This window comes from Chitinophaga parva (assembly GCF_003071345.1).
GTDB classification, from domain to species: Bacteria; Bacteroidota; Bacteroidia; order Chitinophagales; family Chitinophagaceae; genus Chitinophaga; species Chitinophaga parva.
Map to the genome: position 1 here is coordinate 437278 of NZ_QCYK01000002.1, position 13842 is coordinate 451119.

9 protein-coding genes are annotated in these 13842 nt (G+C 51.8%); 6 read left to right on the forward strand and 3 right to left on the reverse strand.

Annotated elements, in window-relative coordinates:
- The first annotated feature begins 16 nt into the window (after positions 1-16).
- From DCC81_RS12250 to DCC81_RS12270, 5 genes are all read left to right on the forward strand, one after another.
- Positions 17-1249, forward strand: coding sequence for a glycoside hydrolase family 71/99-like protein (locus tag DCC81_RS12250; protein WP_108686913.1), 1233 nt, complete (start codon positions 17-19; stop codon positions 1247-1249).
- A 306-nt stretch (positions 1250-1555) separates the two neighbouring features.
- On the forward strand, positions 1556-2728 hold the full coding sequence (locus DCC81_RS12255; protein ID WP_108686914.1) for an efflux RND transporter periplasmic adaptor subunit: 1173 nt from the start codon (positions 1556-1558) through the stop codon (positions 2726-2728).
- Positions 2728-5904, forward strand: a complete 3177-nt coding sequence (locus DCC81_RS12260; protein ID WP_108686915.1) for an efflux RND transporter permease subunit — start codon at positions 2728-2730, stop codon at positions 5902-5904. Before DCC81_RS12255 ends, DCC81_RS12260 begins: the two co-directional genes overlap by 1 nt.
- A 19-nt stretch (positions 5905-5923) precedes the next feature.
- Positions 5924-7312 (forward strand): efflux transporter outer membrane subunit, encoded by a 1389-nt coding sequence (locus DCC81_RS12265; protein WP_240612972.1) that lies wholly within the window; start codon positions 5924-5926, stop codon positions 7310-7312.
- Between the two features lie 119 nt (positions 7313-7431).
- Positions 7432-7770 carry a Fic/DOC family N-terminal domain-containing protein gene (locus DCC81_RS12270; RefSeq protein WP_205686322.1) on the forward strand — a complete coding sequence of 113 codons (339 nt, stop codon included), beginning with the start codon at positions 7432-7434 and terminating at the stop codon, positions 7768-7770.
- Between the two features lie 58 nt (positions 7771-7828).
- On the opposite strand, the gene DCC81_RS12275 is transcribed toward DCC81_RS12270, so the two are convergent.
- Positions 7829-9877, reverse strand: coding sequence for a beta-L-arabinofuranosidase domain-containing protein (locus tag DCC81_RS12275; RefSeq protein ID WP_108686917.1), 2049 nt, complete (start codon positions 9875-9877; stop codon positions 7829-7831).
- 361 nt (positions 9878-10238) lie between these two features.
- Here DCC81_RS12275 and DCC81_RS12280 point away from each other — a divergent pair, with 361 nt between their 5' ends.
- Positions 10239-11561 (forward strand): sugar MFS transporter, encoded by a 1323-nt coding sequence (locus tag DCC81_RS12280; RefSeq protein ID WP_205686323.1) that lies wholly within the window; start codon positions 10239-10241, stop codon positions 11559-11561.
- On the opposite strand, the gene DCC81_RS12285 is transcribed toward DCC81_RS12280, so the two are convergent.
- Positions 11558-12703, reverse strand: coding sequence for a hypothetical protein (locus DCC81_RS12285; RefSeq protein ID WP_108686918.1), 1146 nt, complete (start codon positions 12701-12703; stop codon positions 11558-11560). The two genes, DCC81_RS12280 and DCC81_RS12285, sit on opposite strands and share 4 nt — an antisense overlap.
- Entirely contained in the window at positions 12687-13685 is a 999-nt protein-coding gene (locus tag DCC81_RS12290) for a DUF2157 domain-containing protein (protein ID WP_165806561.1), read from the reverse strand. The genes DCC81_RS12285 and DCC81_RS12290 overlap by 17 nt, the downstream gene beginning before the upstream one ends.
- Positions 13686-13842: the final 157 nt, after the last annotated feature.

The window sequence follows — 13842 nt, forward strand, 5'->3', positions numbered from 1 at the left end:
AAACTATGCGTATACTATGAAGATCATCGTATCTATCTTGTTCTTATGTTCACTAACCGGCAGTATGCGTGCGCAATCCGCGCATACTGTCATTCGTTATCCCAGTTACAACGGCCTGGTAATGGCCGGTTACCAGGGATGGTTCAATACACCCGAAGATGGCGCCGGGCGCGGGTGGCATCACTATGCAAGGCGGGGGGTATTTGCGCCCGGCTCCTGTGAAATAGATCTCTGGCCGGATGTCCGCGAATACAAAAAAACCTACGCCACGCCTTTTAAGTATGCAGATGGCAGCACGGCCCGCGTGTTCAGCGCCTATGATAAGGAAACGGTGTTCCTGCATTTCAAGTGGATGAAAGATTATGGTATTGACGGTGTGTTCATGCAGCGCTTTGTGGCGGAGATCCGCAATGAGAGCGGGCGGCGCCACTTTAACAAGGTGTTGGATAATGCCATGGACGCATCCCGCAGGTATGACCGTGCCATTTGCATCATGTATGATCTCAGTGGTATGCAGCCAGGTGAATGTGCTGTTGTGCTCCGCGACCTGGATGATCTTTCCCACCGGTACGACCTGCAGCACGGTACTTACCTGCATCACCGCAATAAGCCGCTGGTGGTGGTATGGGGCATTGGGTTCAATGACCACCGGCGTTACGGCTTCGTGGAGGCGGATAGTTTAGTGCAGGGCATAAAGCAGCGGGGCTTCAGCATTATGCTGGGCGTGCCCACTTACTGGCGTACGCTGGGCAGCGATGCGGTGAAAGACAGTGCACTGCACCGCATTATCCGGCAGGCAGACCTGGTGGCTCCCTGGTTTGTGGGGCGGTATAACGGTGACAGCTATCCGGAATTCCAGTCGCTCCTGGCGGAAGATATGGCCTGGTGCAAGGCGAACGGGGTTGACTATGTGCCACTGGCCTTTCCCGGTTTTTCGTGGCGGAATATGAATGGCCCGCAGGCCACCAGCATTCCCCGCGATGACGGCCGCTTCTTCTGGCAGCAGGTGGCCGCCTGCCACGATGCAGGTGCAAAGCAGCTCTACATTGCCATGTTTGACGAAGTGAATGAAGGCACGGCCATTTTTAAATGCAATACCAGCGATCAGCTACCCGGGAATGGAGATGGGCAGTTTGTAGGCATTCCATCCCACCTGGGCAGCGATTATTACCTCTGGCTGGCTGGCCAGGCAGCCCGCTGGTTCCATGGCGACGTTGGGTTTACCATCACGCCGCCCCTCCGGAAGTGAAATTGTTTCGGTTGATAAATCCGTTTGTTGCCCCAAGAAAAAGAGCCGCTCCTGTAGCGGCTTTTCTTTTTGCTTAACAGTAAATAACTATGCCATGCCGGCTGCTGGTGCAAAAATTGTGTAGGTTGCGGAGCAATGAAACCCGCGCTGGGGTTACATTAGAACAGGATTAGAATGGAATTAAAACGGACACCATAATTATGTATCTTTATAAGAGCAGGCATACAGTATCTACCGCTGTTCTACCAATCATTTCTCTTTGCCTGCCGATAAAGTACGCCGAAACATAAAGTAAAAAGCGCAGTAATGAGATTACATGCAACCATCGCCTGTGCGGTCCTGTGTGGGGCCGCTGTGTTGCCGGCCTGCAAAGGAAAGCAGGGCAACAATAATAAGAAAGGCGGCTCCAAAGTGTACCAGGTGCTTACCGTATCACCGCAACGGGCCACCATCTTCAACGAGTTCCCGGCCGTAATTGAAGGCCAGCAGGTCATTGAGATCCGCCCCAAAGTAGACGGCTATGTGGAAGCCATTTATGTAAATGAAGGCGCCACGGTAACCAAAGGGCAACTGCTCTTTAAGATCAGCAATCCGGTGTATGAACAGGCCGTGGTAACCGCTAATGCCGCCATTAAAAGTGCTGTGGCCGATGTGAATGCCGCCCGCATGGACGTGGAGAAGGTAAGGCCGCTGGTAGAAAAAGACATTGTAAGCGCTTACGAGCTAAAATCGGCCGAGTACACGCTGGAATCCAAGGAGGCCGCACTGGCCCAGGCAAAGGCCAATCTGGCCAATGCGCAGACGAACGTGGGCTACACTTACCTGCGTGCCCCCATGAACGGGGTAATAGGGCTCATACCTTATAAAATAGGGGCATTGGTGAGCAGCACTACTACCAATCCGCTCACGATGCTGTCCAGCATCAACGATGTGTATGCCTATTTTTCCCTGAACGAAAAACAATCCCTCAACCTGTCACAGCGCCTCAAAGGCAATACCTGGGAAGACAAATTGAAACAGCTGCCGCCCGCCACCCTGGTGCTGGCAAACGGTTCGCCCTATCCGCAAACAGGGCGCGTAGAAACGGCCAGTGGGCTTATCTCCACAGAAACCGGTACCATCAGTCTCAAGGCTTTGTTCCCTAATCCGAACGGCATTATCCGCAGTGGGGCCAGTGCCACCATCCGCCTGCCCCGCATTATTGATACCGCCATGCTCGTGCCTCAGAGCGCCACGTATGAATTGCAGAACAAGCGCTTTGTATACGTGGTGCTGCCCAATGATATGGTGGTAAGTACCGCCATTGTGGGCGTGCCCAGTAACGACGGGCAGTTTATGATCGTGCAGCAGGGGCTTAAAAATGGCGACCGGGTACTGATAGGTGGTAATAACCTTAAAGACAGTACGAAGATCATTGCCAAGCCTGCCAATGCAGACAGCCTCCAACGTGTATTCCAAGCCAGTCAAAGCCAAGAGTGATGCTGAAAATATTTATAGAACGGCCCGTGCTAAGCACGGTGATCTCCATATTAATTGTACTGCTGGGTGTACTGGGTGTGGTAAAACTGCCTATCTCCCAGTACCCCGACATTGCGCCACCCACGGTGCAGGTATCTACTACATACAGTGGTGCTAATGCAGACGTGGTGCAGAAAAGCGTGATTGTGCCCCTGGAACAGCAGATCAATGGAGTGGAAGGAATGACCTATGTAACGTCTACCGCTACCAATGATGGTGTGGGCACCATCCAGGTTTATTTCAATGTGGGCCGGGACCCCGACCAGGCCGCGGTAGATGTGCAGAACCGTGTATCCGCTGCCACCGCACTGCTGCCACAGGAAGTAAACCGGGTAGGCGTAACCGTGCGCAAGCAGCAAACCAGTAACCTGCTCATCATGTCCATCTACAGTGATAAGCCGGAGTACGATCAGACCTTTTTACAGAACTACGCCGCCATCAACATCATCCCGCAGTTACAACGTGTGAATGGCGTGGGCGCGGCCAACGTGTTTGGTTCTGCCAAGACCTATTCCATGCGCATCTGGCTGAAACCGGATGTAATGTCCGTATACGGCGTTACGCCGGACGATGTGTCCAACGCACTGACGGAACAGAATGTGGACGCAGCCCCCGGTAAGTTTGGTGAAAATGATAACCAGAGCTTCCAGTATGTGATCCGCTACAGCGGCCGCCTCACGTCGGTAGACCAGTTTGAGAACATCATCATTAAATCTATTGGCAACGGACAATACCTGCGTTTAAAAAATATTGCCCGCGTGGAACTGGGCTCCCAGACTTACAACAGCTTTACCACTACAAATGGCAAGCAATCGGTGGGTATATCGATCAACCAGACCCCTGGTTCCAATGCCCGCGATGTGATCAACGATTGTAAGAAAGTACTGGAACAGGCATCCCAAAGCTTCCCGGCCGGTATTCACTACACTTATATGGTGGACATCAACCTGTTTCTGGATGCCAGTATTGATAAAGTGGTACATACGCTGGTCGAGTGTTTCCTGCTGGTGTTCCTGGTGATCTTCATTTTCCTGCAGGATTTCCGCTCTACCATTATCCACGGCATTTCCGTACCGGTGTCCATCATTGGTACTTTCTTCTTTTTGTATCTGTTTGGGTTCAGTATAAACCTGCTTACCCTGTTTGCATTGGTGTTGGCTATCGGTATCGTGGTGGATGATGCGATCGTGGTGGTGGAAGCTGTGCATGCAAAACTGGAAAGCGGTTATAAATCACCGGTAAAGGCGGCTAAAGATGCCATGAGCGAAATAGCCGGCGCTATCGTGGCCATCACGCTGGTGATGGTGTCCGTATTCCTGCCAGTGACGTTCGTAACAGGATCGGCAGGGGTATTTTACCGGCAGTTCGGGATCACCCTGGCCATTGCCATTATTATTTCGGCTGTCAATGCGTTAACGCTGTGCCCAGCGCTGGCAGCGCTTTTCCTCGAGCCACCGGATCACGGGAAGGAAGGGGAGAAGCGTACCCTCATGCAAAGATTTGGCGTAGCATTTAATGCCGGCTATAACGCCATGACAGATAAATACAGCAAGGCCGTGACCTTCCTGTCGCACAAGCGATGGCTGGTGTGGATAGCAGTGGCGTTCTTTGGCGGGTTGTTTTATTTCCTGCTCAATAACACACCATCAAGCTTTGTCCCGAAGGAGGATATGGGTATCATTTATGCCAATGTATCGCTACCACCGGCATCGTCCATGGAGCGGGTAACGGCCATTGAGAACCAGGTAGACAGCATTGCGCATACCATCCCGGAAGTGCAAAGTACGCTGCGCAACCTGGGCCAGAACTTCATTGCCGGTACGGGTAGTGCGTATGGCCTTATCATCATCCGCCTGAAACCCTGGGACGAGCGTAAAGGCGTGAGTGACGATGATATTATCAAACAACTGACGGCCCGCACGGCTTACCTCCACCCGGCCAGCCTGGTGTTCATGCAGCAGCCTACCATCACGGGTTTTGGTACCAGTGGCGGTTTTACACTGCAACTGCAGGACAGGGGCGCGCACTCCGTCGATGAGTTTTATAAAGTGGGCCAGGCCTTCCTGGGAGCATTGAACGACCGGCCGGAGATCCAGTATGCCGCCACTTCTTTCAATCCCAATTTCCCGCAATACGAAATGGATGTGAACGTGGCCAAATGTAAGGATGCAGGCATTATGGTAACGGATGTGCTCAACGCCATGCAGTCATTTTACGGTAGTTCTTATGTGTCCAACTTCAATGAATTTGGACAGCAATACCGTGTGATCATACAGGCCGATACCAACTACCGTTCTACTACGCTGGGGCTGAACCGCATCTCGGTTAAAACGCCCAATGGTATGGCACCCATCACGGAATTTATCACCATGAAGCGCATCTTTGGGCCGGAGAGTATGAACCGCTTTAACCTGTTCTCCTCCATTTCTGTGAATGGCTCTCCCAACCCGGGTTACAGCACGGGCCAGTCGCTCCAGGCCATCCAGCAGGTGGCCAGTGAAACACTGCCGCAAGGCTATAGTTTTGAATACTCGGGTATTTCCCGCGAGGAGCAGAACGCAGGCTCGCAGATGCTGTATGTGTTTGTGCTCTCGCTCCTGTTCGTATACCTGTTACTGAGCGCGCAGTATGAAAGTTATCTCCTGCCTTTTGCAGTGCTCCTGTCCCTGCCGGTAGGGCTTTCCGGCGTGTATGCTTTTGCAAAGATCTTTAACCTGGATAATAACATCTATGTGCAGATATCACTGATCATGCTCATAGGCCTGCTGGCAAAGAATGCGATCCTCATCGTGGAGTTTGCGGTAGAGCGCAGGGCCAAGGGCATGGGGCTGCTGGAATCGGCCATAGAAGGTGGAAAGGCGCGCCTGCGGCCTATTTTAATGACTTCCTTTGCCTTTGTGTTTGGTCTTATGCCCCTGATGTTTGCCAGCGGGGTAGGGGCAAAGGGGAACCGTTCCATCGGTACCGGCGCTATTGGTGGGATGTTGTTTGGTACCCTGCTGGGCGTGTTCGTGATCCCTACGCTGTTTGTGATCTTCCAGGGACTGCAGGAAAAATTGCGGAGCAGGAAAAAGAAAAAGTTTGAAGCAGATGATGATGAAACAACCGGCGATCAACAGGCACCCGCACATTCTTAAACTTTCAATGCATGCAACTATGAAATGGGCACTTGTTATATTTTTATTGCTACTGGGGGCAGCGTGTAAGGTGGCCCAACCCTACCACACGCCATCGGAAGCCGTGAGCACAGGATTGTACCGGGATAGTACGCAGACAACAGATACTACGCGCACGGTAGATAGTACCAACCTGGCAAACCTGCCATGGAAGCAGCTTTTCACCGATACGGTATTACAGTCGCTCATTACGGAGGGCATAGCGCATAACCTGGATCTGCAAGTGGCCATGGCCCGCATGCGCGCTGCCCAGGCAAACCTGCGCCAGAGCAAAGATGCCTTTTTCCCCACCCTGTCCGCGGGGCTCACGGCCACCTTACAAAAGCCTACCAATACCAACGCGGCACACAATGAACAATACCAGCTGGGCGCCAACAGCAGCTGGGAGGCAGACCTTTGGGGAAAATACCGCAGCGCTAAACGCGCTACCCTGGCAGCTTTGCTGCAAAGTGAAGCCTACCGCCGCGCCGTGATGACACAGCTGGTGTCTGACATTGCCACTAACTATTACCTGCTGCTGGGCTACGATGCCCAATTGCAGATCACTACCAAAACGGTGGAGAACCGCAAGCTGGACGTAACCACGATGAAGACCCTCAAGGAAAGTGATGTAGTGACCGGGGCCGCCGTAGTGCAAAGTGAAGCCAACCGCTATGCCGCAGAAGTAACCATCCCGGACCTGAAGCAATCCATTCGGCAAACGGAAAATGCCATCAGCCTGTTGCTGGGGCGTAATCCTGGCCCGATTGCGCGGGATAGCCTGATGGACCAGGCGGTGTACCAGGATCTTCGTGTAGGCCTGCCCGTACAGCTGCTGGCAAACCGGCCGGATGTGCAGGAAGCGGAGTATCAATACCGCAACTATTTTGAACTGACGAACGTGGCCCGTTCTTATTTTTACCCATCGCTTACCATTACGGCACAGGGAGGCATGTACAGCACCAGCATTTCCGATTTTTTCAACGCGCCGGCGTTGTTTGGCAGCGTGGTGGGTGGGCTTACCCAGCCTGTCCTTAACCAGGGACTGAACAGGCAACGCCTGGAAGTAGCCAAAGCCCAGCAGGTCGAGGCGCTGATCTCCTTTAAACAAACCTTGCTTACCGCGGGACAGGAGGTGTCTGATGCACTGTACAATTATGAAGCGGCATCCGAAAAAATGACCTTGCGCCAGCACCAGATCGATTACCTGCAAAAGGCGGTGGAGTACACGAAGGAGTTATTGAAATACACATCTTCCACAAATTATACGGACGTACTTACTTCTGAACAAAGCCTGCTGGCCGCACAGCTAAATCACGTGAGCGACAAGCTGCAGCAGTTGCAGGCGGTAGTGAATTTGTACAGGAGCTTGGGCGGGGGATGGAGGTAGAGAAAGGAAAACGAAAGCAGGTGATTTTGACACATATCTGGATATGGGTGACTATACAATAATGCCGCTACCATTGCAGGCTGAGCTGGAAACCAGGACCGTCCTTTAAAAAGGCGGCTGTGGCGCACAAGGCCCTGGCAGAGCTTAAAGGGGGCATCAGCAGCCTGCCAAACGAGAACATCATCTTAGAGACACTCACCTTGCAAGAGGCAAAAGACAGTTCGGCCATTGAAAACATTATTGCAACTTTTGATGAGATATATCAAAGCGATGTACAGCAAGCGGCCTTTATCACGCCCGCTGCAAAAGAGGGGGTATTGCTGGTTGGAAATATCAGAGACCTGATGTTGCGCTATAACCTGGAACAATTGGTAGACGACAAGATATTGGGCAAGGTCAAAGTAGGGCGCGATAATTTCTATCTCAATACTGCATTATTCAAATTACTAACCCAATAAAAAAATGGCTGCATGATCATCATGCAGCCATTTAAGTTTATACCAAAAATCCACAATCCTATTCTACTACGGGGAATGCGGAGATCCTCAATCGTGCGCCACCCATTGGCACCAGCGTCACCTCTTTTGCCGGTTCACTGGTCTGTACAGGGCTTTGCGGCACTACCGCTACCAGCCCATGTTCATCAATACCCCAGCCGGGCAATTGCTTACCTGTGGCGATCAACTCTATGGGTGCGTTGGCATTGGTAAAGGGATTGTTATCCTTAGGCCATGCCTTTTTCACCACTTTGAATGATTTGGACGGATCTGCCTTGTCTACCACCAGTCCATAATTCCAAGCAGAGCCGGGATGGATCTCGAAAGAAGGCCACTTCTGCGGATCAGCGCCAGGCTGCCAGCCGGCGTCGCCCTGTGCGTTATTGCGGCCATCGGTCTTGGTGTAGTCTTCCTGTATTTTCAGGGAGTAGGTGAGCGGGCCGTAATTTACGCTGATGCTGTTCTTATTACGATCCCACGTACGCACCGTCAATTCCATGGGGAAGTTGATGGATACCTTATCGCCATTCTTCCACTTGTTGTCAATTTTAATATAGCCGTTTGCGTTAGCCGCAATATCCAGTGCCTTGCCGTTCACTTTTACCACCGGGCCCCTGCACCATTCAGGGATGCGCAGGTACAGCGGGAAAGCTACGGGAGATGCGGTGTTCACCGTCATTTCAATATCACTGTCAAAAGGATAGTGGGTAGCCTGGGTAATGCTTACTTCCTTACCATTGCCCACTTTGGCCTTTACTTTGTTTTCAAAGTAAAGCTGTGCGGCCAGGCCATTATCCGGGGTGGCCATCCAGCTGTTCTCCGAGTAGTACACCCATCCTGCACCGTGGTTATGCTGGCAGCAGCGGCTGCTGAAGGGGTTCATCATCAGGAACGGGCCTTCATTGGCAATGCCCGGTGCATGGTTCTTGCCGTCATTGATGATCATATTCGGCGCCGTGAGATAGCGCAGTGCGCGGTAATCCGGTGTGAACGCGGCAGAAAGCGTATTGAAAGCCACATCTTCTGCATTCTCCGCCCAGAGCGGATCCCCGGTAATGGTGGTGAGCATGTTATCAGAAGTGATCTGCTCTACCATGCCGCAGGTTTCCACCGCCTGGTGGGGATCATCATAACCCTTGCGGGCATTTTCATCGGCACCAAACATACCGCCTGGCACCTGTCCGTAAATTTTGCGCACCAGGTAAAAGTCGTTATACGTGGCATGCAGGTCGTTCGTGTCTTTGCTTTGCTGGTAGTATTGTGCCGGTTCACGGAAACACTGCGCGATGTTCACATTATGCCAGTTGGGCAGGTTGCTGGCCTGGCGCCAGTTAGCCGTGTTCTTATCTAATTTGGTGGCCAGGTCCAGAAGGAACTTATCACCGGTAATATTATACAGCCAATACACGCTGTACATATTGTCGCCACCACGGCTGTTTTCCCAGTAGTCTTCCAGGAATTTATCATCCGGGATGGAGAGCTGCCATTTAAAATATTTGGTCATCAGCTGCAGTACGCGCGGGTCTTTTGAATAGTCGTAGTACGATTGCAGGCACCAGAGCATGGGCATGTTGGTCCAGAGATCGCGCTTACCGGGGCCTTTCTCCACGTTGGGGCCAAAGTCCCCATTATCGCGCTGGTTTTTGAGCACAGCGTCTATCCAGAATTTGGTTTCTTTCAGCATTTTTTCGTCGTGCAGTACGTAGGCCATATCGCCGTAGCCTTTCAGCCAGTAGGGGAGCTCTTCCCAGCCGTACTTGCCTTTGCCTTCTTTATTCAGCCAGGCATTGTCTGTTTTGGTAAGCCAGATGCTGATCTCACCCAGGTTGCCGGCCAGGCCATCGCGTTGAAGCTCCAGGGCCTTGCGTACAAAGCCGCCGGGTGTGATGGCGGTGACAGGAAGTTTTACGAAATACTGTTGTGCCAGGGGCGCCTTGTTGCTCACATAATAAGCATTGGAAGTGGCGTTGGATGGTTTGGCAACTACAGTAGCGGTTTGTGCATACACCGAATTACATAACGTGACAGCCAGCATGGAATAACCCAGCCGTGCAAGGTGCTTTTTCATTGGTAACGAATAAGATTGATAAATGAATTGCTAATAGTTTCCGACGGTTGTGGTTAATAAATGTACAAAATACGTTTTATAAAGTGTATATCCGGGCCTGGAATTTGGAAAAATTCAAAAATGCCAACGCTGGCGCGAACGTTTGCGTTAAAAATAATTCGCATTTATTAGAAAATTTTTGGTGAAAAAAGCGCATTTAGTCGATTTATCTTTGAAATTTTCTAATAAATGGCGTGTATTTGCCGTTTTTAAGCTGTACATTGAATGTGCGGCCTGTATTTGATCTTGCAGTAATGCAATCCGTGTGTTTCTATTGTTTTTCATTTTTCAATTATTCTTTCAACCAAAACCAGCGGCTTTTATGAATTCAGTAACCATGTCTGCGCAAGGCACCATGCGCAGGGGGATCAATCCTATCGCCATCATCGGCATGTTGTTTTTCATTTTCGGATTTGTGACCTGGATGAATTCCGTGCTGGTCCCGTATTTACAGATCGCCTGTGAATTGTCTACCGCCATGGCCTTCCTCGTTACATCCGCTTTCTACATTGCTTACGTGGTGATGGCCGCCCCTTCTACCTGGATCCTGAAGGTCTTTGGCTTTAAGAACGGCATGGCAGTAGGCCTGCTCATCATGGCCATTGGTGCGCTGGTGTTTATACCTGCTGCCCTGGCCCGCGCCTACCCGTTATTCCTCATCGGGCTGTTTATCCAGGCCACTGGTCTCACCGTACTGCAGGCGGCCTCCAATCCTTACATCACCATCCTGGGGCCTGCGGAAAGCGCAGCCAGGCGCATGAGCATTATGGGCATCTGTAATAAAGTAGCGGGCGTGCTGGCACCCATTGTGCTGGGTGCCGTAGTGCTGGAAAAAGCAGATGACCTGAAGGCTGCACTGGTACATATGTCGCCCGCGGCAAAGGTTGCAGAACTGGATGCCATGGCGGCCAAGGTGATCCTGCCTTATACAGTGATCGTGGTAGTGCTGGTAGCCCTGTCTATAATGATCTATTATTCTAACCTGCCGGAAGTGAAGCTGGATACGGAGCAGCAAACCGGCACCGCCGCAGTGGGAGAGAAAACCAGTGTATTCCAGTACCCGCACCTGGTGCTCGGTGTGCTGGCGCTGTTCTTTTACGTAGGGGTGGAAGTGATGGTGGGTGACTCCATTATTAAATACGGCAACTCCCTTGGCATCAGCCTTGAAAAGGCCAAGTACTTCACCGCCTGTGCATTGGGTGCTATGGTGGTGGGTTACATCATTGGCATAGTAACCATCCCGCGTTATCTCTCCCAACAAAAGGCATTGCTTATCAGCGCCGCACTGGGCGTGGCTTTTACGATAGGCGCCGTGCTCACGAATGGTTATGTTTCCATTGCCTTTATTGCAATGCTTGGACTGGCCAATTCCCTGATGTGGCCTTCCATCTGGCCACTGGCACTGGCAGACCTGGGAAAATTCACCAAGACCGCCTCTTCCATGCTGATCATGGGCATTTCCGGCGGCGCTATATTTCCGTGGTTGTATGGTCAGCTGGTAGATGGTCTTCAGGGCGATGCAGGTTTTACCACCGGCCATGCCAGCCGTTATGCCTACATTATCATGTTACCCTTGTATTTATTTATCCTCTACTATGCTGCAGCAGGCTACAAGGCTGGCAGGAATAAAATCACCATGGCTTAGAACGTGCCACCAGCACCACCACCGCCTCCGCTGCCACCGCCAAAGTCAAAATGATCCTGCGGTGCAGCGGGGGCTTGCATGCTTTGGGAGATGATCAATGATTCCAGTTGCAGCTTTGTAAAGCGGGAAGCGTCCTCCCCCGGTTCATCGGAGAAGCCGTGCCGGGGCGTTTTGAGGTAACGGATCAGCATATATGAAATAAAGATCAATACGGCCCCTGCTATCACCAGCGCCCATTCCAGTGGCAACGCATGGTAATAAGCGCGCACCGTAAAGATGGCCGCTGCCACCAGTCCCAGCCCGGTACGCAGCAGGATGGCGTCTTTAAAACGGATGCCAAGGAAGATATACACGACGGGCACTAATGCGGTGAATGTCCAGTAAAAGGGCATATGGGCCGGCGCATTGCCCTCGTACGGATTACCGGTCATGGCGGCTGCCACCGCATAATTGCCTGCCATATAAAAGGTAAGCAGGCTGGCGGTAAGCACCCAGGGGAATACTCCTTTGTAATAACGGCAGGCCGGCTTGTGATGCAGGTAACGCATCGCGCTGTACACAATGGCGGATAAAGCCATTCCTGTAAAAGGAAGCGTGGACTGGCCTGCTATATCCTGGTGAAGGGAAAATAAAACACTGCCCAGCAGCGAGAGAAAACTCGCTACTGCCATCAGCGGATCTGCCGTGCGCAAGGTGAATAAGCCTGCTAAAACGCAGCTTACCGCCAGGAGGGTAGCTTCTGTATCACGCTCAAACGGGGCCATGCCCGCCAGCAATAACCCTGCACTCGTCCACCGCAACGCATCATCCACACCGGAATGAAAGTGCCCCTGGCTGATATAAAATTCCATACCGCCATAAGCAACCAGTCCCGTTATGATCAACAGGGAGCGCAGTGCAGCTTCGCTGTCAAGCCCACTCATCATGCAAAGCGCTCCAATGCCCAGCACGCACATGGCAATTACAACCGTCAGCACAAACAGCCCTACGCGGATAGCAAAATGAGGAGAATACCCCCTGGTGGGATATGCATTTATGATAGCCTGTTTTTCCTCCGCTGTAATGGCCTTGCGCCGGAAGGCCGCGACGACGTCTTCCTGTATTGCCCGGTTATCCAACTGCTGCTTATGGTATGCGATCATCTTGTTTCAGTTTTTTGTGCCAGCGTACCAGTAACAGGATCAGTAGTATGGCGGTAACAATAAAGTACATGAACAATAAGGAGAGTGGCCCTACCCATTCGCCTTTGGGAACATATTGATCCCACACTTGCATAATGATCGTAGATACGGCCAGGTAGCTGTATAATGCCATAAGCGTGAGAAAGTAGAAGGAATGACTGCGCATGGACAGCCAGTATACGTAGACCGCGCCGGCTGCCAGCAGCAGGAACCATGCATAATGGCCAGGCCTTTCCAGGATCATCTCTGCGTAGGTGGCAATAAAGAAAAGGTGGATGCCAAAGTGCTCATACGTGAAAGCGAAATGCGGTTTCCATTGCTTTGTGCCGGAAACCCGGCCAAGTAGCACCAGGAGCACCGCCAGGGCAATGGCTTTGAACAGGAACACTGGGTTATCAAAGGCATTATTGCGCAGGATGTCCAGTGGTGTAAGTGCCACGCCCACCCATGCACCCAGGCCGGTGATGGCCATGCTCAGGATACCCAGGTGGTCAAACGTATACGCACAAACGAAAAGTGCCGCCATCGGGAGAAACAGCGCCAGCCCGTAATGCGTGCCGAACAAAGTATAACGGAACTGGAGGTAGCCCGCCAGTGTTACCAGCAGGGTACAAGCCAGCAATACAATGTAGTCATAAAAAGTGTCCGGCGATTGTACCTTGCTCCAGGCAAAGGCTGGCTTGCGCTTTACCGTATAATAAAAACAGGCAGCACAGCCCACTGCGATGGCCGTGATGATCGCTTCATGTCCAATAGAATCAATGTTCTTGTAAATAAGGATGCCCAAACCAGTGGTGAGCAACACTACACCCAGGTAGAGCAGTGTTCTCAGTTCCCAGTGGACAGAAAAGTGGCGGTTTGTTTCGGCAAGGGTTACTTTTTTGAGGCTTTCTTCGGAGATCAGTCCTGCTTCAAAATGCCGCCGGAATTGTTCGAGGTCCATACGAGGATTTTGGTTACAACGGGCTAAAGGTAAGGGTTCTCCCTTTAACATAATCCTAACGCCGGGGTTTTAAACGAAAGCCTTCCATGGCAGTCTTATATGCAGGAAGCTGACAATAGTGCTTATTACCAGGCACGCAGCTATCCGGGACATGAAT

What these genes read in the sequence shown, in the direction of transcription:
- DCC81_RS12265 (WP_240612972.1), top strand. Translation starts at nt 5,924, where the DNA reads ATGAAATGGGCACTTGTTATATTTTTATTGCTACTGGGGGCAGCGTGT.
- DCC81_RS12285 (WP_108686918.1), bottom strand. Translation starts at nt 12,703, where the DNA reads ATGATCGCATACCATAAGCAGCAGTTGGATAACCGGGCAATACAGGAA.
- DCC81_RS12290 (WP_165806561.1), bottom strand. Translation starts at nt 13,685, where the DNA reads ATGGACCTCGAACAATTCCGGCGGCATTTTGAAGCAGGACTGATCTCC.
- DCC81_RS12280 (WP_205686323.1), top strand. Translation starts at nt 10,239, where the DNA reads ATGAATTCAGTAACCATGTCTGCGCAAGGCACCATGCGCAGGGGGATC.
- DCC81_RS12255 (WP_108686914.1), top strand. Translation starts at nt 1,556, where the DNA reads ATGAGATTACATGCAACCATCGCCTGTGCGGTCCTGTGTGGGGCCGCT.
- DCC81_RS12260 (WP_108686915.1), top strand. Translation starts at nt 2,728, where the DNA reads ATGCTGAAAATATTTATAGAACGGCCCGTGCTAAGCACGGTGATCTCC.
- DCC81_RS12250 (WP_108686913.1), top strand. Translation starts at nt 17, where the DNA reads ATGAAGATCATCGTATCTATCTTGTTCTTATGTTCACTAACCGGCAGT.
- DCC81_RS12275 (WP_108686917.1), bottom strand. Translation starts at nt 9,877, where the DNA reads ATGAAAAAGCACCTTGCACGGCTGGGTTATTCCATGCTGGCTGTCACG.